Genomic DNA, 22627 nt, shown 5'->3' on the forward strand with positions numbered 1-22627 from the left:
AAGGTCCCGCGCGACGTGCGAGACGGGTTTGCCGGTCTCCTTGACGATGCGCACCGCTCCAGCCCGAAACTCCGGATCAAAGCGGCGCCTCGTGGTACCTGCCACGACCAAACCTCTCTCGGTTCGGTCTCCACGCTAAGAGGGGAAGCTCAGGGGTCATCCCCTCCTGGATCTCCCATGGTCGAGAACGCGCTGTCAGCTTGGGAACTGCATGGATCAAGGACCGTACGGACGCTGACCTGCGCGTGGAGCCGGTCATGAGTGACCGTGGTTGCCCCCTCGTCACCCTGCCTAATGGCACGTTAATGGCACGGTGATCGCGGCGGGATTGGAGGTGGGACGCTTCTTGGATGGATCCCTCGGAGTTTGCCGCTGTGAAGCAGCAGGTGATGGGCGAGTCGTTCCCCAGCTCTGGGGCCGACCTCGACGGCATGGCGATGGACTTTGATGCTTATCTCTGGCAGTCGCCATTGATCACGGAGGTGTCGGTTCGCCGTACCGGCGATACGAACAACCTGATCGCGGCTACGTGCTGGACCGTGCCAGAGGTTTCGACTGTGGAGATCGCGGCAGAGCTCGAACGGATCTGGTTGCGGGATCTCAGCTACTGGCACTTCGAGGTTCACATGATTACTGCGGACGAGCGGGGAGTCCGCCTTGATGCGGTGACGCAGGTCGCTCCGGACGGTTTTTACGTCACGGCCGACATTGTCACCGAGGTCGCGGGGCCGACTGCGGGAGGCGTAACAGGGTGATCATTTTCGACGGAACGCTGGGATCAGCCCTGGCTTCTGAGCCGGGCGTAGGCCGCGGGAGGCATGCCAACTGCGGCGGTGAAGTCGCGGGTCAGGTGGGCTTGATCGGTGTAGCCAAGCTCGGCGGCCAGCGTGGCGAGGTCGAGGCCCTGGTAAACCCGCTCCGCGGCCTCGTGCAGGCGGAAGCGGCGGATCACCCACTTGGGGCCGATGCCGACATAGTCCCGGAACAGCCGCTGCAACGAGCGCACCGACCGCCCCGATCTGGCGGCCAGCTCGTCGACCCTGGTCACGGACACGTCGTTCTCCACCATCGCCGCCAATGCCGCAACCTCTTCCGTTAGCGGATCCTGATGTGGCCCCAGACTCAGTAGGAACGTCTCGGTGAGCGCGATGGCGGCCTGGGCGTCGGGCTCGGCCAGGACTTGCTCGACCAGGGTCGCGCCGGCTGCGCCGTACATCTCGCTGATCTCCACGAACCGGCCGGTCAGCTGGGATACCGGACCGCCGAGGAACGGCCGGAAGCCACCCGGGCGGAAGCGTGTGCCGAGCACGCGGCCGTTGCCCCGCATCGTGTAGGAGAACCCGCCCTTGATCACTCCCGCGATCCGGCGGAAGTTCTGGGTGATCGTCATGTTCACGGTGGGGTGCGAGACGATGCGCTGTTCGTACGGCTCGGCGAGATCGGTCCACGTGACGACCCAGAAATGCTCCACGTACGCCGCAATCTCGGGCGCTGGCGCCTGCCGGACGAAATTGAACGCGTTGAGCCCCGCGTACGGGTTGACCCAGCCGCGCTGTCGCGTTTCTACAAGCCGCCCTTCGGGCAGGCGAGGCACGCTGGTCGCCATGGAAGACATGATGCCGCTGATGACGCGCGCCACCGAACGGACCGCGAGATTGGTGCGTGCGGTGCGGCAGGAGCAGCTCGGGTTCTCGACGCCATGCGCGAAGTTCGACGTCAAGGACCTGATCAACCATCTCGAATGGGTGGCGGAGATGTTCGAGTCGTTGGCTCGCAAGGGGCCGAGCGTTGAGCAGGGGCCTTACGCGGGCGACTTTCCCGAGCGAGCGGAGGGCATGCTGGCCGCCTGGTCGCGACCCGAGGCATGGGAGGGAACCAGCCCCGCCATGGGACTGCCGATGACCGCGCTGGGCCACATGTACCTCGTCGATATGGTCGTGCATGGTTGGGACCTGGCCAGAGCCACCGGTCAGGAGTACGAGCCGGACCCCGATGCCGTCTCGCGGGTGCTGCACTTCACTGACCAGATGGTGGAGATGGGCAGGCAACGCGGTGTCTTCGGGCCGCCCGTGGCAGTGCCGGACGACGCCCCACTGTTCGACCGCCTGCTCGGCGTCATCGGTCGGGATCCAGCCTGGACAGCGTGATCTGCTCCAGCCCTATTAAGACGTCGTCCAGTGGGGCGGGGTTGGTGTGTGCCGTCCTTGATCGACGAGCGGCCGGGGTTGCGTCCCAAGACGGCGGGTGACGGGAATCGAACCCGCACTGTCAGCTTGGGAATCGCATGGATCACGGCCCGTACGGGCACTGACCTGGGCGTGGGGCCGGTCAGGAGTGACCGTAGCTGACCCTTCCTCACTCTGGTTAATGGCCCTCTAATGGTCCGGCGATCAGGGTCACGGGTTACCGGCGGAGGCGCGCGCGATCCGTCCCCTGGTCCACCGAGAGATGACCTATGTCGCGTGCGGGGCAGCGATGCCCGCCGTAGAAAGGCACTCGCTCGTCCTTCTCGTTGTCAATCTTCTCTATCAGGAACGAGTCGCGTCGCCACGGCTTGTGGGTGATGTTGACGGTCCATTTCTCGTAGTACCACTCGGTGTCGTGTCCGGTAGCGTGGCGCCGCCGAGGTGATCATCCATTGATCCCGATGGTGCGGAAAGATTGGCGATACGTAGGTTCCGGCTACAGGATGATCTACTTATGCGATGGATGGCAGTGCCTCTCGCGGCAATGATCGCAGCTCTGTGCTGGGGTGTCTGGGTGATGCTGGCCGACTCGTGCCCGCCCGAGGCCTGTGACAGCGGTGAAACGGTTCCGCTCAGTGTTCCCCTTCCCGTGGACTTCGCTCGCTGGACTATCTCCCACCACCGTCCCGTCGAGCTTCCCAAGGGTGCGCCCGACTCACCCGACATCGTGAAGAGGTTTGCCCGCGATGATATTTGGGTGTTCAGCGTGAGCCACGGCGGCCTGAAAGCGGCGCGCTGGGATGGGAAGCGCTGGCTGAAATCGACCCCGCCGCTTCCAGAAGATCTCCAAATCGAGGACGTCGCCGGCACGGACTCTGATGACATCTGGATCTCGGGGTGGAGCACGCGGCTCGGGGCTCCGGGCGATCAAACCAGTCCGGACGGGACGCTTGTGCACTGGGACGGCGACCGATGGGAGCGCATCCCGGTCGCTGCGAATACGATCAACCTCGCCGCGGTAGCGAGAAACGACGTTTGGGCGCTGTTCGACGGAGAGATCATGCACTGGGACGGGCGTACGTGGACCCCAGCCTCCACGCCTGAAGTTCCGATGCCCGACTCCCTCGACGGCGAAGGCCCTGGAAGCCTGCTGACCGACATCACCGCGCTTGCCGCGGACGACGTGTGGGCTGTCGGAGCTGTCGCCACCTACTTCTGCTGCGACCAGCGGGTCTATCACCGTGATGTCGTGATGCACTGGAACGGTCACGTCTGGAATCTTTTCGACCTCGGGCTTCGCGGCCTCGACCTCCGTCAAGCGATCCCGGACGGACATGGCGGCGTATGGATAGCCACATGGCATGACGGCGAACCCTGGGCACCTATCATGATCCATTACCGCGGTGGGCGCTGGAGCAAGAGCACGCTCCCACGGCCGAACAACTCCCAGAGAGTGCAAGCCACCGAGATCAAGCTCACGGACACAGGAAAGGTCCTGGTAACCGGCATCGCCTACACCGACACCGACACCGATCTTCCAACGACCGTGGAATACAGCCTTTCCACATAGCCTCGGGGCGCTTCCTTCACAAGGACATTCGCTGCTCAGGTGGGAGCAAATTTCTCGAGCAGCCTGCGGATTAAAGAAATCGATTCGATCGAGGTCCGAGACTCTGACCTGCGGGTGCGGTGTCCGTAGACGTTCGCCGAGTTCCGTCCTCGTCCGCTCACTTGGCTGTACTCGCGGCTGCACAGCCAAGGCACTATCAGCTTGGGAATTGCATGGATCACGACTCGTAGGACCACTGACCTGCGGTTGGCGCCGGTCATGAGTGACCGTGGGTGCCCCGTCGTTACCCTCCTTAATGGCGCGCTAATGGCACGACGATCAATCTGTGACCTGGCCTTACCGCGCGGCGCCTTCCCCAACCGGTGTGACCTTCAGCATGAGCTCAGGTGGATCACGGGCCGCGCGCTGGTCGGTCAGTACCGACAAGCGCGGCGATCACGAGGAACAGGACGACCCCCCTCGAAGGATCCGTTCGTCTCGCGAGACTGCATCACGTGCGCGCCGAGAATTCATCCGTGTGAAGGACCAGCGTCCGCGTCCGGCAGTCGGACTACTACCAGGTGGGCGCCGACATCGCCCTCACCCTCGCCAGTCGAAACGGGTGTATCGTGGCAGATGTGACTATATGCAACATCAGATGTGCTGAGCGTTACATCGCCTGGTGTGTCGGCATGACAGCAGCGGATACTCCTGTTCGTCGCCAAATCACATGATCAACCGGCGAGCCCTCCTGCGCGCCGGCATCGTCGCCGGAGGCCTCCTGACCGGTGCGGTATCCGCGGGCACCGCCGTATTCGCCCGCACCGCTCAGCCGTCGAACGGGACCGCGCCGGACCAGCGTCCCGCCACCCCCGACCAGGCGTGGGCGACCCTGCGCGAGGGCAACCGCCGCTGGGTGGACGGCACCGCCACCCACCCGCACCAGGACGCCGATCGCCGCAGGGAGGTGGCGCAGAAGCAGAACCCGTTCGCGGTCGTATTCTCGTGCATCGACTCGCGGGTCCCCCCCGAGCTAGTCTTCGACACCGGGCTGGGCGACCTGTTCGTGATACGGACCGCCGCGCAGACCATTGACCCGCTGGTGACAGGTGCCGCCGAGTACGGCCCAGCCGAAATCGGCACCCCGCTCGTCGTCGTGCTCGGCCATCAGCGCTGCGGGGCTGTCACGGCCGCCGCAGAATCGCTGCACGAGCACAAGAAGCTGCCTGGCGAGCTGAGCACGATCGCTATCGTCCTGCGTTCGGCCTTCACGCGTTCGGGCGGCGACGTCGACAAGATGATCCGCATCAACACCGTCGACGTGGTGAACCAGCTCAAGAAGGACAAGCTCTTCGCTCCTCGCATCGCCAAGGGCGAGCTCAACGTCATCGGCGCGTACTACTCGATCGACACCGGTACAGTCACCCGCCTTGTCTGACCCGGCGGAAATAGAACCTTGCTCGGCGAAAGGAGGGTGCTCGCCGCGACCTTCGTCACACCGGCAACATGCTGGCCGCCACGTCCGGCGCGGGGCTCAAGGACTTGATGGCCCGGATGGGGCAGGTCCGGGCGGCCATGATCTACCAGCACGCCGTAAGCGGGGCGGACAAGGCGATCACGGATGCGATCGACAAGAACATCGGCCGCGCAAGGGACGAGGGCGAGGACGGCTCGGCGGGCGGGCTCGTCCCGTGGGCCAATTGCACGCCAATTGCACGGAAGATCGAGAAGGCTGCCAGAAATGACCTCCGAGCACTTCTCGCCGAGGGAAAATCAATATGGGCGGTCACCGACACCCGCGACGCCTTGATACTCCGCCAGGATCGGACCGTAACGGAGGCAGCTCACAGTGCTTCTGTGGCAGCCCGTACCGCCCTGCGAGACACGGCAGCTTCGCGCCTTGAAAGTGCATGGCACGCCGCCTACGCACTTAACTCCGCTCGTGCGTGGTACTGGTGCGCACCCACTTCGTCCTGACTAGCAGAAATGTGGAGCGTAGCGTCGATCCAATCCAGGAGTATGTTTTCCGGCAGCAGACTGACCGTTTCTAAGTAGCCCATGCCCCACATGCCGTCGTCGAATTCGACATGCTGGAAGCGTGCGAAAAGGCGGCCACGTACTGTCTCTGACTTCAACAGGCGTTGTAGCCACATCCTTAGAGGATCCTTCAGCCATGGTGGAACGCCTTCATGCAGATCAAGGTCTGCAGGAATTCCTGCTGCACGATCGCTGAGCGGTCGCCAGGGTTCGGAAGTCTGCTCCGTCATAGCCGTTACGCTATACCCCGCCTGGGTCCGGAGTTCAGCCCATTTAGCTGCCACCTTGGTACCCAGATGGCACAAGGGGAGACAGTACGGCCATCACGCCATCTGCGTTGGTCTACAAAGAGCGATCCACATCAGCATAAGCGCTGGCATGGCCGGTCACTCGAGTCAGCGAGTTCGTTGCGGTACGGCATGGCGGGCGTGCGGCGGGCGGCCCGAGTCGCCGTCGGCCGGGACCGGCCCCCAGGCCGCATGCCCGGCCGGCGAGCGGGCGTAGGGCCGCGAGGCGGCGCGGAGCGCCGCCCTTGATCTCTATGAGGACAATTCGGCAGACAACATGTACGGTCCATTGTCCTGTCCCGGGACATGCTTGACACATCAGTCCCATCAGTCCCAGGACATGTTTGACAGGTGTCCGGTGTCGGCCGATCTTTCGTGCGTCGTTTGCGGGTGGCGCGCTGTAGCGATGCTGGTCAGGTGGATCTGATGGGCCGACCGGTCGCGGTGAGGCACTCGTTCATTGGGTTGTTGCGGTTCGCTGAGGGCTTGCCGTTGCTGGTAGGCCCACTTGGCCTCCTGGCCTAATCCAGGCAAGTCCGCCTACAGCACGCGCAAAGCCTGGTCGACGTCACGCTCACGCCTGGCGAGCGCATGTAGCACAGCCTGATCGCCGTGCCGGTCACGGGCAGCTGCGACAAGGACATCGACCGCGATGGCGAGCGTGGCCTCGGGTGTCTGGCAGTGAACGCCCACGCTCAGGGCCAAGTCGTCGAGGTGCACTGCCAATTCGACGCATCGGGTTTGGAGGTAGCCGTCGAGCAGCATTTCCTCTCCCGGTCGGTGGAGGATGGCCACTCGCCGACCGGCTGGCTCCTGGCCCAGCCGTTGTGCCAGCCTTTGCCATGCAGCGCGCGCCTGCGCAGCCACGACGGCGGGGCCGGCGGCTGCCGTCTCCTCGCTCCGCGCGCGTACGCCGACGTTGAGTGCGGAGTCCGGCAAAGACGTGTCGACGAGCCGCGCGTAGTAGCGCACCGGTGAGACTGGCTCCGCGCCGAGTATCGCGCCGTCGATAAACCATTCGACCTGCAGGACGCTGCGCGCAAGGTGACCAGCCAGTCCACCTACCGTCATCCCCGGCAGCACTGATTCCTTCTCCCAGCAACGCGCCACCTCTGCCGTGGCCAGCAGGTGCACAGCCTGCTCGGCGCCCAGCAGATATGCCTTTCGTATCTCCTTGGTCATACGAGGCATCTTGCTCACACCAAGATAGCCACGACCGAGACGTCCGCATGGTGGAACGGTTCACGCCCGACCTGGCACACGCCTGCTACTCTCCCCGAAACTGGCCTCTCGCCAGCGGACATACCAAGCCCTGCTGGAGTACTTATGGGTTGCCGCCCAGGGGTGCAATGTGGTGGGGTCATGATTTTGGATTCATCGCCGCAGCCCGATCGATTCGATGGAAGGATTCCTGCATGCCAACCGCCCTCGTCGAGGTACGCCGCCAATACTCCGAGGCGGAAGAAGTGGCCATTATCGACGCGATTCATGGCGCACTTGTGGCCGCGTTCCTCATCCCGGCCGAGGACAAGAGTGTGCGCCTCATGGTGCACGAGCCGCACAGGTTCGCCTGTTCGCCTAGCCGGACGAAGCCCGAATTCTCGACGCTCGTGTCCATTGACTGCTTCACAGGTCGGTCTGTGCAGGCCAAGCGGAAACTGTACGGGGAGATCGTCGATCGGCTGGCGGCACTCGGCATTCCACGGGACCACGTCACGATCACCCTCCGGGAGTTCCCCACGGAGAACTGGGGGATTGGGGGAGGGCAAGCAGCCTGTGACATCGACTTGGGCTTCAACGTGAACGTGTGACGAGTCAACGCGCACCCGGAAGGTATCCACGCCGTCAAGGCAAAAACAACGCCGATCGACACTAGCCTTGGGACTGTAAGAACAACGGTGTAACTCCTGATTAAGGAGACACCTGTGACGAGTACGGTGACCCAGGCATCCGAAACGACGGACCTGGAGGACGCCGCGGTGACGCGGAAAGAGCACAAAGCGTCGGATCGCGAGCTGGTGGCCAAGCTGGTCGACCAGGCCCGCACCGAAGGGCTCGAACTGGTCGGTGAGAACGGACTGCTGGGCCGGCTGACCAAGCTGGTGCTGGAGTCGGCGCTGGAAGGCGAGATCACCGACCACCTCGGCTACGACAAGCACGATCCGGCCGGTCACGGCAGCGGCAACACCCGCAACGGCACCCGCACCAAGACGGTCATCACCGATGTCGGGCCGGTTGAGATCGCGGTTCCCCGAGACCGAGACGCCAGCTTTGAACCGAAGATCGTGCGCAAGCGGCAGCGGCGCCTGTCCGGTGTCGATGAGATGGTCATCTCGCTTGCCGCCAAGGGCCTGACCACCGGTGAGATCTCCGCTCACCTGGCCGAGGTCTACGGCGCCGAGGTCTCCAGGCAGACGATCTCCACCATCACCGACAAGGTGATCGAGGGCATGGCCGAGTGGCAGAACCGGCCGCTGGACCCCGTCTACCCGGTCGTGTTCATCGACGCCATCCACGTGAAGATCCGCGATGGGCAGGTCGCCAACCGGCCCATCTACGTCGCCTTGGCGGTCACGGTGGACGGCGAGCGCGACATTCTCGGGCTGTGGGCCGGCGACGGCGGCGAGGGCGCCAAGTTCTGGCTGCATGTGCTGACCGAGATCAAGAACCGGGGCGTCGGGGATGCGCTCATGCTGGTCTGCGACGGCCTCAAAGGGCTGCCGCAGGCCATTGAGCAGGTCTGGCCTCAGGCTGTGGTGCAGACCTGTGTGGTGCACCTGCTGCGCGCATCCTTCCGCTACGCCGGCCGCCAGCACTGGGACGCGATCGCCAAGGCGCTGCGGCCGGTCTACACCGCGCCGACGGAGGCCGCCGCGCGGGAGCGGTTCGACGAGTTCACCGAGGCCTGGGGCGAGAAGTATCCGGCGATCGTCAAGCTGTGGGAGGACGCCTGGGCCGAGTTCGTGCCCTTCCTCAACTTCGATGTCGAGATCCGGCGGGTGATCTGCTCGACGAACGCGATCGAGTCGGTCAACGCCCGCATCCGCCGGGCGGTCAAGGCCCGCGGCCACTTCCCCAACGAGCAGGGGGCGCTCAAGTGCGTCTACATGGCGATCATGAGCCTGGACCCGACCGGTAAGGGCCGCAAACGCTGGGTAACCCGCTGGAAGGCCGCCCTCAACGCCTTCGCCATCGCCTTCGAAGGCCGCCTGACCCCAACCGCCCAGTAGAGCCAATCAAAACCGAGTTACGCCGTTGATTGGACAGACCCATGATCCGTCAGTGGCGGGCCGACCTGCTCGGCAATGGCGTCTCGGTGTCGATGGCGGCCAAGGCATACCGGCTGCTGCGGGCGGTGTTGATGACGGCGGCTGAGGATGATCACATCATCCCGGCCAACCCGTGTCGGATCCGCGGGGCCGGCGACGAGCACCCAGAGGAACGCCCGGTGCTCACCGTGGCCCAGGTCTTCGAGCTGGCCGACCGCGTGGGCCGTCGTCCTGTCGGCAACGTCCGCAAGCTCAGGGATGGTGCCTACCGGTTGCGCTTCCAGCGGAACGGCGAGATGCGCACCCATCCCGAGCATTTCCACAGCCGTGCTGATGCCGAGCGAGCGCTATGGAAGATGGGCACGGACGGCCGGGCCGACTCCACCCAGGACCGGCGGTTCCGCGCCCTGGTCCTGCTGGCGACCTTCGCGAGCCTGAGATGGGGTGAGGTGAGCGCGCTACGCCGTAGTGACATCGACCTCGACGCGGGGACCGTGCGCGTCCGAGCCGCCTTCGTCGAGCGCTCCACGGGGGAGCTGGTCCTTGGCCCGCCCAAGTCCAAGGCGGGACGGCGGATCGTCGGCCTCCCACAGCCCATCGTCCAGGCGCTCAAGGAGCACATCGCGACCTACGTCCAGGACGAGCCGGGCGCGCTGCTCTTCCCAGGCGCGAAGGGCGGGGCGCTGCGGCGGAGCGGCTTCAACACCCGTACGCGGTGGGTGGACGTGGTCAAGGAGATGGGGATGCCGGGACTTCACTTTCATGACCTTCGTCACACCGGCAACATGCTGGCCGCTGAGTCAGGCGCGGGCCTCAAGGACCTGATGGCCCGGATGGGGCACGACAACGTGCGCGCGGCCATGATCTATCAGCACGCGGTACGCGGGGCGGACAAGGCGATCACGGATGCGATCGAGCGGCAGATCACCGGGCGCGATGGCGACGAGGACGGTCGCTCCGGTGAGGTCCTGGTTCCGGTGGGCTGATCAGAGCTAATGGCACGTTAATGGCACGCGAAGATCGATCAGCTCAGAAAACAATCAAGGCCCGGGTCGGGAATGTGTCCCTGACCTGGGCCTTCGCTCATGGAGCGGGTGACGGGAATCGAACCCGCGCTGTCAGCTTGGGAAGCTGATGTTCTGCCATTGAACTACACCCGCATCGGCTGTTCTGAGGAGCAACCGCGACCAACACTCTAGCGGAAACTCGGCATGGTGATGCCGTCGAGGGTGAGAAGTTTTGACGGCCTCCCCTTCCTGGGCCGGACGCCGCGACCTCGAAGGCGGTCGACCGGTCCTGGGGTTCGAGTGGCCGGAGGTGCTTCCTGTGGATGTCCGCGACCGGGGCTGAGTGGGGGCGGTTACCCTTGCACGCGTGTTGCTTTCCGACCGTGACATCCGTGCCGAAATCGAGACCGGACGGGTCAAGATCGACCCGTACGAACCGGAGATGATCCAGCCGTCCAGTGTGGACGTGCGGCTGGACCGGTTCTTCCGGGTGTTCGAGAACCACCGGTACCCGCACATCGATCCGGCCATGGAGCAGCCCGACCTCACCCGCCTGGTCGAGCCGGAGGGCGACGAGCCGTTCATCCTGCATCCGGGCGAGTTCGTGCTGGCCAGCACGTACGAGGTGATCAGCCTTCCCGACGACATCGCGTCCCGGCTTGAGGGCAAGTCGAGCCTGGGCCGCCTCGGCCTGCTCACCCACTCGACGGCCGGTTTCATCGACCCGGGCTTCGAGGGGCATGTCACTCTGGAGTTGTCCAACGTGGCCACCTTGCCGATCAAGCTGTGGCCGGGCATGAAGATCGGTCAGCTCTGCATGTTCCGGCTCAGCTCGCCCGCGGAGTTCCCGTACGGCTCCCATCGGTACGGCTCCCGCTACCAGGGGCAGCGCGGGCCGACGCCGAGCCGGTCGTTCCTGAACTTCCACCGCACGAAGGTGTGAGTCGCCGGTTCACCGGCGGCACCGTGCTTCACCAGCGTCTATGTATTAACAGATGACTACGGGGCAGCGATGAGCTTGTTACGAGCAGGCATGCATACCCTTAAGTTCGCATCCCATCCGGTTACCCGTACTCTTCTCTGCGGACTATCCCCGCACCTCACCTCTGGAGAATGACGTGCGCATGCGTCTCACGCCCCGTGAGGACAGCTATTACGACTTGTTCGCCGACTCCGCGAACAACCTCGTCACCGCATCCCGGTTCCTGGTAGAGATCATCAGCGACGGGTCGGACCGGGAGGCCCTGGCCGACAAGATGCGGGCCTGCGAACACGCGGGTGACGAGCGCACTCACGCGATCATGAAGCGGCTCAACGAGAGCTTCATCACGCCGTTCGACCGCGAGGACATCTACCGCCTCGCCTCGAACCTCGACGACGTGATGGACTACATGGAGGCCGCCGCCGACCTGATCGTCCTGTACCAGATCGACCACCTGCCCAAAGAGGTCGTCCGCCAGGTGGAGGTGTTGGAGAGGGCCGCCGAGCTGACCGCCGACGCCATGCCGCGGCTGCGCTCGATGCAGAACCTCAACGAGTACTGGATCGAGATCAACCGTCTTGAGAACCAGGCCGACCAGGTCTATCGCCGGCTGCTCGCCAAGCTTTTCAGCGGTGAGTACGAGGCGCTCATGGTCATGAAGATGCGCGAGATCATCGAGCAGCTCGAGCTCGCCGCCGACGCGTTCGAGCACGTGGCGAACACGATCGAGTCGATCGCGGTCAAGGAAAGCTAAGTGGAGCTCGCACTTATCATCGGCGTCATCGCCATCGCCCTGGTGTTCGACTACACCAACGGCTTTCATGACGCCGCGAACGCGATCGCGACCTCGGTCTCCACGCGGGCGCTGACCCCGCGGATCGCGTTGCTCCTCGCCGCCGTGATGAATTTCATCGGCGCGCACCTCGGCACCGCGGTCGCGCAGACCGTCGGCAAGGGGATCATCGACGCGCCCAACGGCGCGCACGGCCTGGTGGTCGTGGCCGGCGCCCTCATCGGGGCGATCGTCTGGAATCTCATCACCTGGTACTTCGGCCTGCCGTCGTCCAGCAGCCACGCCCTGATCGGTGGCCTGGTCGGCTCCGCCCTCGCCGCCAGCGCGACCGTGCACTGGTCCGGCGTGGTGCAGAAGGTCGTCATCCCCATGGTCGTGTCGCCCATCCTCGGGTTCGGGCTGGGCGGCCTCGTCATGATCGCCATTTTGTGGATCTTCCGTAAGTCCAACCCGCATCGCACCAGCCGGGGCTTCCGCTTCGTCCAGCCGGTGTCCGCGGCCGCCATCGCGCTCGGCCACGGTCTCCAGGACGCGCAGAAGACGATGGGCGTCATCTTCCTCTCGCTCGTCGTCGGCGGCTACGTCTCCCCGGACGCCGACATCCCCGAGTGGGTCATCACGGCCTCGGCCGCCGCCATCTCCCTCGGCACGTACGCCGGAGGCTGGCGCATCATGCGGACCATGGGACGGCGGATCATCCACCTCGACCCGCCGCGCGGGTTCGCGGCGGAGGCCGCGGCCTCGTCGGTCCTCTACACGGCCGCGATCGGATTCGGCGCGCCGATCTCGACCACCCACACCATGACCACCGCGATCATGGGTGTGGGCGCGACCAAGCGCCTCTCGGCCGTGCGATGGGGGATCGCCGGCAACATCGTGACCGCCTGGGTGCTCACGATCCCCGCCGCCGCGCTGGTGTCCGCGCTCGCCTATCTCGGCCTGCACTGGATCGTGGAGTAGCGGCCCCGACGGGGGACCGGCCCTTCGGCGGGCCGGTCCGGGACGTCGCGGGCGACTCAGCGGCGATACATCACGTCCGTGTTCCATCGGGTGAACCCGAGCGACTCGTACAGCCTGATCGCCGGCCGGTTCTCCTCGTCCACGTACAGCATCACCTGGGCGAGGCCGCGCGAACGCAGGTGCTCGATACCGGTGAGCGTCAGCGCGCGGCCGAGCCCCGATCCCTGCTCGGCGGGGTCCACGCCGACCACGTAGACCTCGCCGACGGGCTCGGCGTCCTGCCCCTCGCCGCCGTGGACCTTGGTCCAGTGGAAACCGGCGAGGGAGTCGTCCCGTACGGCGAGGAAGAAGCCGTCCGGGTCGAACCACGACTCTCCCTCGCGGAGCTCCAGGTCCTCGATCGTCCACGCGCCCTGCTCGGGGTGCGCGGCGAAGGCACGGGCGTTGAGCGCGAGCCACGCGTGCTCGTCCTTCCCCGGGACGAACGCGCGCAGCCGTACGCCGTCGGGCACGGTCACGGCGGGGAGCGGCGCGTCCAGCGGGCGGCGCATCTGCCACAGCGACCTGGCGCGGGTGAGCCCGGCGGAGGCGGCGAGCGCGGCGGCGCCGGGGTGGTCGCCGTGCGCCCAGACGCGGACCCGTCCGCCGGTCTCCGCGAGCACCGCGTCGAGCAACTGCCGCCCGAGGCCGCGGCGGCGGAGCGCCGGGCGGACGACCAGCTCCCCGCCGGATCCCTCGACGGGGTCGGCGGGATCCAGATGCGCGAACCCGGCGAGCGTGTCACCGTCGTACAGGAGTACGGCCCGGGCCCCCGGCTCGGCGCCGTGGTGTACTTGCAACATCGTGTGCTCGTTCAGCGGGCGAACCCCGTCGGCCTCCGTGGCCTCCCGAACCAGGTCCAGGATGTCGGAGACCTGCCGGTCATCGAGTCGTCCTCCGGTCACCACACGCACGTCCACGTCGCGTACCTCAGTTCCCTCTAGTGGCAAAAGCCGCCATCATGACGCGTGGCGAATCGTTGTTTCTTCGCCATCTCATGTAAAGGTCGCGGCCCTAGTGTCGTGTTCCATGACCTCTCGCACCCTTCTTCGCTTTGCGGTGGCGGGCGTCGCCGCGGCGACGGGCCTGGCGATCGCCGTGTACCCCGCGGCCGCCTCGCAGACCGCGCAGACTCCCCCTCCCAAGCAGATCCGCCTGCTCACGATCAACGACTTCCACGGCAACCTGGAGACCCCGACCGGGTCCAGCGGCCGCATCGTCAACGAGACGGGCGTGACGGTCCAGGCCGCGGGCGGCGCGGCCTACCTCGCCACCGCGATCAAGCAGAGCCGCCTCCCGGGCCGGACCGACGTCGTCGCGGCCGGCGACCTGATCGGCGCGTCGCCGCTGGTCTCGGCGGCGTTCCACGACGAGCCCACTGTGCAGGTGCTCGGTGAGCTGGGGCTTGACGTCTCCTCCGTCGGCAACCACGAGTTCGACGAGGGGCTGAGCGAGCTGCAGCGCCTGCAGAAGGGCGGCTGCCACCCCACGGACGGCTGCTCGCCCGCGGGTAAGTGGAAGGGCGCCGATTACGAGTACATCGGGGCCAACGTGGTCGACGACGCCGGCAAGAACGCGCTGCCGCCCATCGCGATCCGCGTCGTGAACGGCGTCAAGATCGGCTACATCGGCCTGGTGACCAAGACCACTCCGTCCATCGTGACGCCCGCCAGTATCGCGGGTCTCACCTTCCAGGACGAGGTCGAGGCCGGCAACCGGGCGGCCGCCTGGCTGAAGAAGCGTGGCGTCAACGTCATGGTGGCGCTGGTCCACGAGGGTGACTCGGTCGCCGCCAACCAGAGCCCGAACGCCTGCCCGCTGACCACGGGCGTGGGTAGGGCGATCGCCACCAAGCTCAGCGCGGACGTCGACCTCGTGGTCATGGGCCACTCGCACCAGGCCTACGTCTGCACGACCAAGGACCCGGCCGGCAACACCCGGTACTTCACCCAGGGGTCGTCCTTCGGCCGGGTGATGACCCAGATCGACTTCCGGGTGGACGCGAAGACCGGGGACGTCATCCGTTCCTCGGTGACGGCGGACAACAAGGTCGTCGCCGTGGACGGCGAGGCCAACAAGGGTCTCGACATCCCCAAGTACGCGGCCGACCGGAAGGTCGAGAAGCTCGTCTCGTACTGGACGTCGGCCGTCTCGACCAAGGCCAACGCGCCGGTCGGGAAGATCACGGCGGACATCTCCAACGCCGTCCCGGCGGGCGGCAGCGGCGAGACCACGCTCGGTGACGTGATCGCGGACGCCCAGCTCGCGGCGGCCAAGAAGGACGGCGGCAACGCCGACATCGCCCTGATGAACCCGGGCGGCGTCCGGACGCTCCTCACCTACGCCTCCTCCGAGGCGGGCGAGGGCGACGGGGTCGTCACGTACGGCGAGGCGTTCGCGGTGCAGCCGTTCAACAACCTGCTGCAGGCCGTCACGCTGACCGGCGCCCAGCTCAAGACCGTGCTGGAGCAGCAGTTCACGGGTGGCCCGAACGCGCAGGCGTTCACCAAGATCCTGCAGCCGTCGTCCAACCTCAGCTACAGCTACAACGAGAGCGCGGCCTGGGGCTCCCGGATCTCCGAACTGAAGATCGACGGCGTGGCGGTGGCCGACGGCCAGTCGGTCCGGGTCGCGGCCAACAACTTCCTGGTCTCGGGCGGTGACGCCTTCGCCGAGTTCACCAAGGGCACCGACCTGTGGACGTGGGACGGCGGCTTCGACGTGGACGCCTTCACCGCCTATCTCACGGCCAACTCTCCGCTGGCGCCGCCCGCGCTGACCCGCATCACCAAGATCGGCTGAGCCGTACGCCGATGAGGAGGCCCGTCCCGGCCCGGGGCGGGTCTCGTCCGGTGGGCCTGCGAAAGGCTCAATTCCGGGCGGGTTCCGGGTTGTCGTTCTCGGCCTGTTCGCCCCCGCGGTCGGGGACGAAGCGGTAGCCGACGTTCCGGACCGTTCCGATGAGTGACTCGTACTCGGCCCCGAGCTTGGCGCGCAGTCGCCGGACGTGGACGTCCACCGTGCGGGTGCCGCCGAAGTAGTCGTAACCCCACACCTCCTGCAGCAGCTGGGCCCGGGTGAACACCCGGCCCGGGTGCTGCGCGAGGTATTTGAGCAGCTCGAACTCTTTGAAGGTCAGGTCGAGCGCGCGCCCGCGCAGCCGCGCGGTGTAGGTCGCCTCGTCGATCGCCAGGTCGCCGCTGCAGATCTCGTCCGGGACCTCGTCCGCGGCGGCCAGCGACAGCCGGCCGACGGCCATGCGCAGCCGGGCCTCGACCTCGGCCGGGCCGGCGCTGTCGAGCAGCACGTCGTCCACGCCCCACTCGGCCGTCATCGCGGCCAGTCCGCCCTCGGTGACGATCACCAGCAGCGGGCAGGTGAGCCCCGTGGTGCGCAGTAGCCGGCACAGCCCCTTCGCGTGAGCCAGTTCGCGGCGGGCGTCGACCAGGATGGCGTCGGCGGGCGGGGCGTCGATCAGGGCGGAGGCCTCCGCGGGCGCGACGCGTATGGAGTGCAGCAGCAGGCCGAGTGCGGGCAGCACCTCGGCGGAGGGTTCCAGCGCGTTCGTCAGCAGGAGCAGATTGCTCACTTCGACCTCCTGGCCCCGCCCCCGCCGTGGCGGGATTGTCGAGATCGCTCGCTCACATGCCCTCCTCTTCACAAGTGAAACGGCAGGGCGCGCCGGGAGAGCACCGCGCTGTGCACGATCACAGGCTCGCCTCCTCCGCGTCATCACGGCGTGAGCCGTACAAACACGTAGGGACCCGGGGGCAACGTCGCCCAGGTCCCGTCTTTCATAGGCTAGCCCACAGGAATATTGCGTCCAATGTGAGTCGGGCGTGTAAAAAGTTCTGTACGCGACCCGTCCGCGTAACCGATCGGTCACGCACGGGTCGCCGCCGGAGCCCCGGCGAACGCGGGAGACCGGGCGCACGGCCGGCAAGTGAAGGGGAGGGACATGGCGACGGGCACCGTCCGTTACTGGGCGGCGGCGAAGGCCGCGGCGGGGGTAGCCGAGGAGCCGTTCGACGCATCCACGCTCGGGGATCTGCTGGCGGGGATCTCCGCCAACCCGGACCTGGCCCGGGTGCTGCCGCGCTGCTCCTTTCTGGTGAACGGCGCGCCGGCGGGCACACGGGAGCCGCGCTCGATCGATCTGCCCGAGGGAGCGGTCGTGGAAGTTTTACCTCCCTTTGCAGGGGGATGAGGCGCTAGGGTGAGCCGACCCGCCTTGCCCCCCGTCAGACCACGCCCCCGGAGGAAAGACGGATGCGCAAGCTCGTCGTGTTCCTGATCCTGCTCGTCGTCGCGCTCGCCATCCTGGACCGGGTGGCGGTCGCCGGTGTGCAGCGTGAGATCGCCAGGCAGATCGAGGCCAAGTACGACCTCTCGTCGACCCCGACCGTCCACATCGAGGGCATCCCGTTCCTGACCCAGGCGGTCGCGGGGAACTATCAGGAGATCACCATCGCCACCGGCCCGCTGACCCGCGAAGGGATCACGATCTCGAAGATCGACGCCACCCTGTTCGGCGTGTCCGCCCCGCTGGCCGACCTGATCCAGGACGCCTCGAAAGCCGATCTCCGTGCTGAGCGGGTGGCCGGCACCATCGTGATCTCCCGAAAGACCCTCGAAGAGCGAGCGCCCCGCGGCGTGAAGATCGAGGGCGGCGGCGACGACAAGCTGCGCGTGTCGGGGAAGATCACCGTGCTGGGCCGGGACATCCCCGTCACCGCCGACCTGAAGATCGACGCGGTCAAGGGCGGCATCCGGCTCATTCCGGCCAACGTCGAGATCGCGGGAGGCATCTCCGTGCCCAACGTGGAGCGGCTCGTCGGCTTCACCGTCCCGGTGAAGAACCTGCCGCTCAATCTCAAGGTCACCAAGGTGCGGTCCGTATCCGAGGGGCTCGCGGTCGAAGGCTCGGCGACGAATGTCCCCCTCCACTGAACCCGACGACCCGTCCCTACGTCAGGAGGGCGTGAGCTCAGCAGGAACCGCCGATGAGGAGCTCGTGCGCGTCCTCTTCGACGATCATGCCGGGCCCCTGTACGGATTCGTGCTGCGGCTGACGGGCGACCCCGGCCGCGCGGAGGACGTCGTCCAGGAGACGCTGCTGCGCGCCTGGAGGAACCCCTCGGCCATGGCCGGGCGGCCGGTGCGCGCCTGGCTGTTCACCGTGGCGCGTAACCTCGTCGTCGACCAGCACCGGGCGCGCCGGTCGCGGCCGAAGGAGACCGGCGACGAGGCGCTGGCGGTGCTGCCGGCCGCCGACGAGCTGGACAAGGCCGTCGAGTCGTGGGCCGTGGCCGAGGCGCTGGCCTCGCTCAGGGCCGAACACCGCGAGGTGCTCCTGCAGACGTACTACCGGGGGAGATCGGTGAAGGAGGCGGCGGAGATTCTCGGCATCCCGCCGGGAACGGTCAAATCGCGCACCTTCTATGCGCTCCGGGCGCTCAAGCTGGCTCTGGAGGAACGGGGGCTGGCACCATGACCTGCGACGACGACGTCCGCATCTCGCTCGGCGCGTATGTCCTGGGCGCGCTCGACGACGAGGAGACGGCCGCGGTCGAGGCGCACCTGGACGAGTGTCCGGACTGCATGGCCGAGCTCGCGGAGCTGTCCGGGCTGCCGCCGCTCCTCGCTCAGGTGACCGAGGAGGACATCCGGAACGCGGCGGAGCCGCCGCGCCAGGTGCTCGACCGCCTCCTCGCCGCCACCGTACGGCGCAGGCGCCGCTCGCGGATCACGCTCGCGCTCGCCGCGTCCGTCGCGGTCGTGGCGCTGGGCGGGACGACGTGGATGGCGTTCGCGCAGCAGGCGGCGGACACCTCGGCCGGGTCGCCGTCGATCGCGTCGGCGCAGGCGGCGCCCGAGGCGTCCGCCGCCGCACGGACTGACGCGGCCGCGGACAGCTCTGACAGGCAGCAGAAGAAGCTGAACGCGGGCGGGCAGGAGCTGTACGCCTCGATCGCCCCCACAACGGCGTCCGCGCGGCAAGGGGGCGTCGAGGTGGCGGTGCGGCTCACGCCGGACGTGGGCGGCACCCGGGTGGAGGCGACCGTCACGGGCCTGCGCGCCGGAGCGGTGGTCCGCCTCACCGCCGTGGGCGCGGACCGCAGGAGGTCCGCGGTGGCGAGCTGGTCGGCGGACGCCCAGGGGGTCGGCGCGACCCCGGTCGACTTCGGCGGGTCGACCGAGCTCCCGCTCGATGGCATCACTCAATTCGAGCTGACCACCGCTGACGGGCGGACGCTGGTGACCGTCCCGGTGAAGCACGGGGAATGACCCGTGCCGCGCGCGGGTTGTCCCTCGCGATGGTAGGGATCGTCGTCCTGCTCGCGACGCTCGCCGCCGGCCTGGTCATCGGGCTGCTGATGCGGTGGCGCGACGGCAGGCTGCGCGCCGTACGGCCGCGCGCCGGGGCGGGGACGGCGGCGAGCGGGGGCACGGCCCCGGGGGCGAGCGAGAGGGCGGGTGGCGTGACCGGTGAGGAGATCGGCGCCGAGCTGGGGGAGCGCGCCACGCTGGTGCAGTTCTCCACCGCGTTCTGCCAGCCGTGCCGGGCGACCCGCAGGATCCTGGACGAGGTCGCCGCGATGGTGCCCGGGGTCCGGCACGTCGAGATCGACGCTGAGAACCGCCTCGATCTGGTCCGCCGGTACGGCGTCATGCGCACGCCGACGGTGTTGATCCTCGACGGTTCAGGAAATGTCGTGAAAAGGGCATCAGGGCAGCCCAGGAAAGTCGATGTGATCGCGGCGCTCGGCGCGGCGGTCGCGGCTGACGGGGGCTCCGACGGGCGCCGGTGATCAGAACTCGGGCAGGCCGACGGTCGGAGCTCGGACAAATCGGTGATCAGGGCTGGGACAATTCGTCTCACCAATCGGACACGGTGTGACAGATGGCGAGACGCCGGGTACTGTCGAGGCCATGACTCCCACGACAGAGCTGCTGACGAAGCGGCGCGCGGTTGATTTCTGCCGCGTCGCGACCGCGCTCTGTCGCATGGCCTGAGGGTGATTCCGCGCGGCTGACCAGCCGCATTCCGAATCCTTCAGGAGCATCTCACGATGCAAGCCGATCCCCGAAGCCCGCGCTTCAGCGCGGCGATCACGACTGTGGTTCTCGCGCTCGTCCTCGTGACGGGCAGTGCATGGCTCCTCGCCCTTCAGGCGATCGTGTTCGTGCTCGGCGCCCTTGACTCCTCTCCGTACGGCTACCTCTTCCGTAGGTTCGTGCGTCCGAGGCTGGGGCCGCCGCGAGAGTTGGAAGACGTGGCGCCGCTCCGGTTCGCGCAGGGTGTGGGCATCGTCTTCGCGGTTGTCGGCCTGATCGGGTTCACCGCCGGGATCACCCCCCTGGCTTTGGGTGCGACAGCAGCGGCACTGCTGGCCGCCTTTCTCAACGCCGCCTTCGGCTTCTGCCTGGGCTGCGAAATGTACTTGATCATCCGCCGTCTACAACCTGGGAGAACCACATGAGCCGCTCCGCCGTCCTGGTGGATGCCGATTGGGTCGAGGCCAATCTCGACACGCCGGGTGTCGTGCTCGTCGAGGTCGACGAGGACGTCAGCGCCTACGACAAGGGTCACATCCGTGGCGCCGTGAAGATCGACTGGAGGAAGGACCTCCAGGACCCCGTACGCCGCGACTTCGTCGACCGGGCCGGTTTCGACGCCCTGCTCTCGTCCCGCGGCATCACCAACGACGACACGGTCGTGCTTTACGGCGGCAACAACAACTGGTTCGCGTCCTACGCGTACTGGTACTTCAAGCTGTACGGCCACGAGAACGTCAAGCTGCTCGACGGCGGCCGCAAGAAGTGGGAGCTCGACTCCCGCGAGCTGGTCACCGAGGTGCCGCAGCGTCCGGCCACCACCTACACGGCCAAGGAGCAGGACCTCGCGCTGCGCGCCTTCCGCGACGAGGTCGTGGCGGCGATCGGCAAGCAGAACCTGGTCGACGTGCGCTCCCCTGACGAGTTCACCGGCAAGCTGCTCGCTCCGGCGCACCTCCCGCAGGAGCAGTCGCAGGTCGCGGGCCACGTGCCCACCGCCCGCAACATCCCGTGGTCGAAGGCGGCCAACGACGACGGCACCTTCAAGTCGGACGACGAGCTGACGAAGCTCTACGCCGCCGCGGGAGTCGAATTCGGCAAGGACACCATCGCCTACTGCCGCATCGGGGAGCGTTCGGCGCACACCTGGTTCGTGCTGCACGAGCTCCTCGACCAGCCCAATGTGAAGAACTACGACGGTTCCTGGACCGAATACGGCTCGCTCGTGGGCGTGCCTGTGGAGCTTGGGGAGGCTCGCTGATGACCACCACTCAGGGTTGCGCTGCTCCGGAGCAGACCGTGGCGCTGCCGGCAGGTGTCGACCTGTCGAATCAGGCTGTGATCCAGGGCGTCGTCTCCGGCGCCGGTACGGCCTACGCCCGCCTGCTCGACCACTCCGGCGAGTTCACCGGCGAGGTCGTCGTCTCCGACGAGGGCATCTTCCGGTTCTTCGCCGCTCCCGGCCAGTGGACCGTCCGCATCATCGCGGGCGGCGGCGTCACCAAGGATGTCGCGGTCGAGGCCAAGCTCGGCGAGGTCGCCCAGCTCGCCGTCGCTGTCTGACCTGCGTTCTCCCAGAAGGGCCGGTGCGTCTCCCGACGCACCGGCCCTTTCGGCTTCTTGTTCCGTTCCGCCGACCCCGCTTAGTGTTACGTGGTAGGTGTAATACGTGTCTGGAGTGAGCTCCATGCGGCTGAACAGCAAGGGGCAGGTCACCATCCCCGCCGAGATTCGCGAGAAGTACGGCCTGCACGAAGGTGACGAGGTCGACGTGATAGAAGTCGGCAACACGCTGCAGATCGTCCGTCGTGAGGCGAGCGCCACTCGGGGACAGCGTGCGACGCGGCGGCTTCGCGGGACCGCGACGACGACCATGAGCACTGACGAGATCATGGGGCTGCTGCGTGGCGACTAGCCTACGTGTCGTCGGCGATCGGGTCACCATGGTCGACTCCTGTGTGCTTCTTGATATCGCCACCGACGACCCGAAATGGGGCGACTGGTCGGACCAAGCCGTCGCCTGGGCGCGGGACAAGGGACGCGTGGTCATCAACCCGGTGATCTACGCGGAGGTGTCGGTCGGTTTCCCGGGCATCGAGGCCGTCGACGCGGCGCTGCCGTCCGACGATTTCGAGCGTGAAGACATTCCATACGAAGCCGCGTTTCTGGCCGGCAGGGCGGACCTCGCCTATCGAAAGCGTGGCGGTGAGCGGAGATCTCCCCTGCCGGACTTCTTCATCGGCGCGCACGCGGCCGTACGGAACTACACGTTGCTGACAAGGGACGGGGCGCGCTACCGGACCTATTTCCCGACCTTGGACCTCGTCACGCCGTGAGCGCCCGGATTCTCGGCACTTCGGGGCGCACATCGGGGTCCATATGCCCGTACGCCGCTGCCGTGCAGGGGGACAGGTGGAGGAACCGCCGCGATTCACATCGAAAGGCGTTCCCGTCAGTGA

At 66.9% G+C, this 22627-nt stretch carries 28 protein-coding genes and 1 tRNA gene; 22 read left to right on the forward strand and 7 right to left on the reverse strand.

The genetic code is table 11. The features are described 5' to 3' along the window. On the reverse strand, window positions 1–105 hold a 105-nt coding region (locus tag AWQ71_RS44790; RefSeq protein ID WP_169806719.1), incomplete at its 3' end, for a transposase. A 269-nt stretch (window positions 106–374) separates the two neighbouring features. Between AWQ71_RS44790 and AWQ71_RS36675 the strand changes: the two genes are divergently transcribed. Further along, complete coding sequence (locus AWQ71_RS36675; RefSeq protein ID WP_218002118.1) at window positions 375–755, forward strand: hypothetical protein; 381 nt, start codon at window positions 375–377, stop codon at window positions 753–755. Between the two features lie 23 nt (window positions 756–778). Here AWQ71_RS36675 and AWQ71_RS36680 read toward each other — a convergent pair whose 3' ends face one another. Beyond that, entirely contained in the window at window positions 779–1639 is an 861-nt protein-coding gene (locus AWQ71_RS36680; RefSeq protein ID WP_218002119.1) for a helix-turn-helix domain-containing protein, read from the reverse strand. Here AWQ71_RS36680 and AWQ71_RS36685 point away from each other — a divergent pair. The 3 genes from AWQ71_RS36685 to AWQ71_RS36695 all read left to right on the forward strand — a co-directional run bounded on the left by AWQ71_RS36685 (window position 1605) and on the right by AWQ71_RS36695 (window position 5173). Beyond that, window positions 1605–2147, forward strand: coding sequence for a TIGR03086 family metal-binding protein (locus AWQ71_RS36685; RefSeq protein WP_067142991.1), 543 nt, complete (start codon window positions 1605–1607; stop codon window positions 2145–2147). The genes AWQ71_RS36680 and AWQ71_RS36685 overlap by 35 nt on opposite strands. 562 nt (window positions 2148–2709) lie before the next feature. Further along, a complete protein-coding gene (locus AWQ71_RS36690; RefSeq protein WP_157570799.1) occupies window positions 2710–3756 on the forward strand; it encodes a beta propeller repeat protein in 1047 nt (348 codons plus the stop codon). A gap of 709 nt (window positions 3757–4465) precedes the next feature. Then, entirely contained in the window at window positions 4466–5173 is a 708-nt protein-coding gene (locus AWQ71_RS36695) for a carbonic anhydrase (protein WP_067142997.1), read from the forward strand. 484 nt (window positions 5174–5657) lie between these two features. On the opposite strand, the gene AWQ71_RS43510 is transcribed toward AWQ71_RS36695, so the two are convergent. Continuing rightward, window positions 5658–6002: a hypothetical protein gene (locus tag AWQ71_RS43510; RefSeq protein WP_218002120.1), complete on the reverse strand. Its 345-nt coding sequence runs from the start codon at window positions 6000–6002 to the stop codon at window positions 5658–5660. Window positions 6003–6599: 597 nt separating this feature from the next. Continuing rightward, window positions 6600–7241: a maleylpyruvate isomerase N-terminal domain-containing protein gene (locus AWQ71_RS36705; RefSeq protein ID WP_218002121.1), complete on the reverse strand. Its 642-nt coding sequence runs from the start codon at window positions 7239–7241 to the stop codon at window positions 6600–6602. Between the two features lie 233 nt (window positions 7242–7474). Between AWQ71_RS36705 and AWQ71_RS36710 the strand changes: the two genes are divergently transcribed. The 3 genes from AWQ71_RS36710 to AWQ71_RS36720 all read left to right on the forward strand — a co-directional run bounded on the left by AWQ71_RS36710 (window position 7475) and on the right by AWQ71_RS36720 (window position 10314). Then, complete coding sequence (locus AWQ71_RS36710) at window positions 7475–7870, forward strand: tautomerase family protein (protein WP_067143007.1); 396 nt, start codon at window positions 7475–7477, stop codon at window positions 7868–7870. A 153-nt stretch (window positions 7871–8023) separates the two neighbouring features. Next, the gene (locus AWQ71_RS36715) at window positions 8024–9289 is read left to right on the forward strand and encodes an IS256 family transposase (RefSeq protein WP_157570804.1); all 1266 of its coding nucleotides are present in this window, start codon (window positions 8024–8026) and stop codon (window positions 9287–9289) included. A gap of 41 nt (window positions 9290–9330) precedes the next feature. After that, window positions 9331–10314 carry a tyrosine-type recombinase/integrase gene (locus tag AWQ71_RS36720; protein WP_067143013.1) on the forward strand — a complete coding sequence of 328 codons (984 nt, stop codon included), beginning with the start codon at window positions 9331–9333 and terminating at the stop codon, window positions 10312–10314. Window positions 10315–10414: 100 nt separating this feature from the next. On the opposite strand, the gene AWQ71_RS36725 is transcribed toward AWQ71_RS36720, so the two are convergent. Next, window positions 10415–10488 (reverse strand) — tRNA-Gly (locus AWQ71_RS36725). Window positions 10489–10702: 214 nt separating this feature from the next. Between AWQ71_RS36725 and dcd the strand changes: the two genes are divergently transcribed. The 3 genes from dcd (at window position 10703) to AWQ71_RS36740 (ending at window position 13070) form a co-directional block, all read left to right on the forward strand. Further along, window positions 10703–11278 carry a dCTP deaminase gene (gene dcd, locus AWQ71_RS36730; protein ID WP_067143016.1) on the forward strand — a complete coding sequence of 192 codons (576 nt, stop codon included), beginning with the start codon at window positions 10703–10705 and terminating at the stop codon, window positions 11276–11278. Window positions 11279–11453: 175 nt separating this feature from the next. Further along, complete coding sequence (locus AWQ71_RS36735) at window positions 11454–12071, forward strand: DUF47 domain-containing protein (RefSeq protein WP_067143018.1); 618 nt, start codon at window positions 11454–11456, stop codon at window positions 12069–12071. Further along, window positions 12072–13070 (forward strand): inorganic phosphate transporter, encoded by a 999-nt coding sequence (locus tag AWQ71_RS36740; protein WP_067143020.1) that lies wholly within the window; start codon window positions 12072–12074, stop codon window positions 13068–13070. A 56-nt stretch (window positions 13071–13126) separates the two neighbouring features. On the opposite strand, the gene mshD is transcribed toward AWQ71_RS36740, so the two are convergent. Then, window positions 13127–14029, reverse strand: a complete 903-nt coding sequence (gene mshD / locus AWQ71_RS36745) for a mycothiol synthase (protein WP_067143023.1) — start codon at window positions 14027–14029, stop codon at window positions 13127–13129. Between the two features lie 109 nt (window positions 14030–14138). Here mshD and AWQ71_RS36750 point away from each other — a divergent pair, with 109 nt between their 5' ends. Further along, entirely contained in the window at window positions 14139–15911 is a 1773-nt protein-coding gene (locus AWQ71_RS36750; RefSeq protein WP_067143027.1) for a bifunctional metallophosphatase/5'-nucleotidase, read from the forward strand. Between the two features lie 67 nt (window positions 15912–15978). Here AWQ71_RS36750 and AWQ71_RS36755 read toward each other — a convergent pair whose 3' ends face one another. Beyond that, window positions 15979–16698, reverse strand: coding sequence for a winged helix-turn-helix transcriptional regulator (locus tag AWQ71_RS36755; protein WP_067143029.1), 720 nt, complete (start codon window positions 16696–16698; stop codon window positions 15979–15981). A gap of 369 nt (window positions 16699–17067) precedes the next feature. On the opposite strand from AWQ71_RS36755, the gene AWQ71_RS36760 reads away from it, so the two are divergent. The 11 genes from AWQ71_RS36760 to AWQ71_RS36805 all read left to right on the forward strand — a co-directional run bounded on the left by AWQ71_RS36760 (window position 17068) and on the right by AWQ71_RS36805 (window position 22504). Further along, window positions 17068–17316 carry a MoaD/ThiS family protein gene (locus AWQ71_RS36760; protein WP_067143032.1) on the forward strand — a complete coding sequence of 83 codons (249 nt, stop codon included), beginning with the start codon at window positions 17068–17070 and terminating at the stop codon, window positions 17314–17316. Window positions 17317–17378: 62 nt separating this feature from the next. Beyond that, on the forward strand, window positions 17379–18059 hold the full coding sequence (locus AWQ71_RS36765; protein ID WP_067143035.1) for an LmeA family phospholipid-binding protein: 681 nt from the start codon (window positions 17379–17381) through the stop codon (window positions 18057–18059). A gap of 31 nt (window positions 18060–18090) precedes the next feature. After that, entirely contained in the window at window positions 18091–18603 is a 513-nt protein-coding gene (locus AWQ71_RS36770; RefSeq protein ID WP_067143038.1) for a sigma-70 family RNA polymerase sigma factor, read from the forward strand. Then, entirely contained in the window at window positions 18600–19397 is a 798-nt protein-coding gene (locus AWQ71_RS36775) for an anti-sigma factor family protein (RefSeq protein ID WP_067143040.1), read from the forward strand. The genes AWQ71_RS36770 and AWQ71_RS36775 overlap by 4 nt, the downstream gene beginning before the upstream one ends. After that, complete coding sequence (locus AWQ71_RS36780) at window positions 19394–19921, forward strand: thioredoxin family protein (protein WP_245658886.1); 528 nt, start codon at window positions 19394–19396, stop codon at window positions 19919–19921. The genes AWQ71_RS36775 and AWQ71_RS36780 overlap by 4 nt, the downstream gene beginning before the upstream one ends. Window positions 19922–20042: 121 nt before the next feature. Continuing rightward, on the forward strand, window positions 20043–20126 hold the full coding sequence (locus tag AWQ71_RS44795) for a putative leader peptide (protein WP_352231756.1): 84 nt from the start codon (window positions 20043–20045) through the stop codon (window positions 20124–20126). A 56-nt stretch (window positions 20127–20182) separates the two neighbouring features. Then, window positions 20183–20593: a DUF4395 domain-containing protein gene (locus tag AWQ71_RS36785; protein WP_067143043.1), complete on the forward strand. Its 411-nt coding sequence runs from the start codon at window positions 20183–20185 to the stop codon at window positions 20591–20593. After that, window positions 20590–21429 carry a sulfurtransferase gene (locus AWQ71_RS36790; RefSeq protein WP_067143046.1) on the forward strand — a complete coding sequence of 280 codons (840 nt, stop codon included), beginning with the start codon at window positions 20590–20592 and terminating at the stop codon, window positions 21427–21429. Before AWQ71_RS36785 ends, AWQ71_RS36790 begins: the two co-directional genes overlap by 4 nt. Next, window positions 21429–21731, forward strand: coding sequence for a DUF1416 domain-containing protein (locus AWQ71_RS36795; RefSeq protein ID WP_067143049.1), 303 nt, complete (start codon window positions 21429–21431; stop codon window positions 21729–21731). Before AWQ71_RS36790 ends, AWQ71_RS36795 begins: the two co-directional genes overlap by 1 nt. Before the next feature lie 106 nt (window positions 21732–21837). Then, window positions 21838–22083 carry an AbrB/MazE/SpoVT family DNA-binding domain-containing protein gene (locus AWQ71_RS36800; protein WP_218002122.1) on the forward strand — a complete coding sequence of 82 codons (246 nt, stop codon included), beginning with the start codon at window positions 21838–21840 and terminating at the stop codon, window positions 22081–22083. A 28-nt stretch (window positions 22084–22111) separates the two neighbouring features. Continuing rightward, window positions 22112–22504: a type II toxin-antitoxin system VapC family toxin gene (locus AWQ71_RS36805; protein ID WP_067143051.1), complete on the forward strand. Its 393-nt coding sequence runs from the start codon at window positions 22112–22114 to the stop codon at window positions 22502–22504. Window positions 22505–22627 lie beyond the last annotated feature (123 nt).

The sequence above is a fragment of the Microtetraspora malaysiensis genome (genome assembly GCF_001528665.1).
Lineage (GTDB): Bacteria > Actinomycetota > Actinomycetes > Streptosporangiales > Streptosporangiaceae > Microtetraspora_A > Microtetraspora_A malaysiensis.

Coding starts and splice junctions, on each gene's coding strand:
- AWQ71_RS36685 (WP_067142991.1), top strand. CDS start 1,605: ATGGAAGACATGATGCCGCTGATGACGCGCGCCACCGAACGGACCGCG.
- AWQ71_RS36690 (WP_157570799.1), top strand. CDS start 2,710: ATGGCAGTGCCTCTCGCGGCAATGATCGCAGCTCTGTGCTGGGGTGTC.
- AWQ71_RS36695 (WP_067142997.1), top strand. CDS start 4,466: ATGATCAACCGGCGAGCCCTCCTGCGCGCCGGCATCGTCGCCGGAGGC.
- AWQ71_RS43510 (WP_218002120.1), bottom strand. CDS start 6,002: ATGACGGAGCAGACTTCCGAACCCTGGCGACCGCTCAGCGATCGTGCA.
- AWQ71_RS36705 (WP_218002121.1), bottom strand. CDS start 7,241: ATGACCAAGGAGATACGAAAGGCATATCTGCTGGGCGCCGAGCAGGCT.
- AWQ71_RS36710 (WP_067143007.1), top strand. CDS start 7,475: ATGCCAACCGCCCTCGTCGAGGTACGCCGCCAATACTCCGAGGCGGAA.
- AWQ71_RS36720 (WP_067143013.1), top strand. CDS start 9,331: ATGATCCGTCAGTGGCGGGCCGACCTGCTCGGCAATGGCGTCTCGGTG.
- AWQ71_RS36750 (WP_067143027.1), top strand. CDS start 14,139: ATGACCTCTCGCACCCTTCTTCGCTTTGCGGTGGCGGGCGTCGCCGCG.
- AWQ71_RS36760 (WP_067143032.1), top strand. CDS start 17,068: ATGGCGACGGGCACCGTCCGTTACTGGGCGGCGGCGAAGGCCGCGGCG.
- AWQ71_RS36765 (WP_067143035.1), top strand. CDS start 17,379: ATGCGCAAGCTCGTCGTGTTCCTGATCCTGCTCGTCGTCGCGCTCGCC.
- AWQ71_RS36775 (WP_067143040.1), top strand. CDS start 18,600: ATGACCTGCGACGACGACGTCCGCATCTCGCTCGGCGCGTATGTCCTG.
- AWQ71_RS36780 (WP_245658886.1), top strand. CDS start 19,394: ATGACCCGTGCCGCGCGCGGGTTGTCCCTCGCGATGGTAGGGATCGTC.
- AWQ71_RS44795 (WP_352231756.1), top strand. CDS start 20,043: ATGACTCCCACGACAGAGCTGCTGACGAAGCGGCGCGCGGTTGATTTC.
- AWQ71_RS36785 (WP_067143043.1), top strand. CDS start 20,183: ATGCAAGCCGATCCCCGAAGCCCGCGCTTCAGCGCGGCGATCACGACT.
- AWQ71_RS36790 (WP_067143046.1), top strand. CDS start 20,590: ATGAGCCGCTCCGCCGTCCTGGTGGATGCCGATTGGGTCGAGGCCAAT.
- AWQ71_RS36795 (WP_067143049.1), top strand. CDS start 21,429: ATGACCACCACTCAGGGTTGCGCTGCTCCGGAGCAGACCGTGGCGCTG.
- AWQ71_RS36805 (WP_067143051.1), top strand. CDS start 22,112: ATGGTCGACTCCTGTGTGCTTCTTGATATCGCCACCGACGACCCGAAA.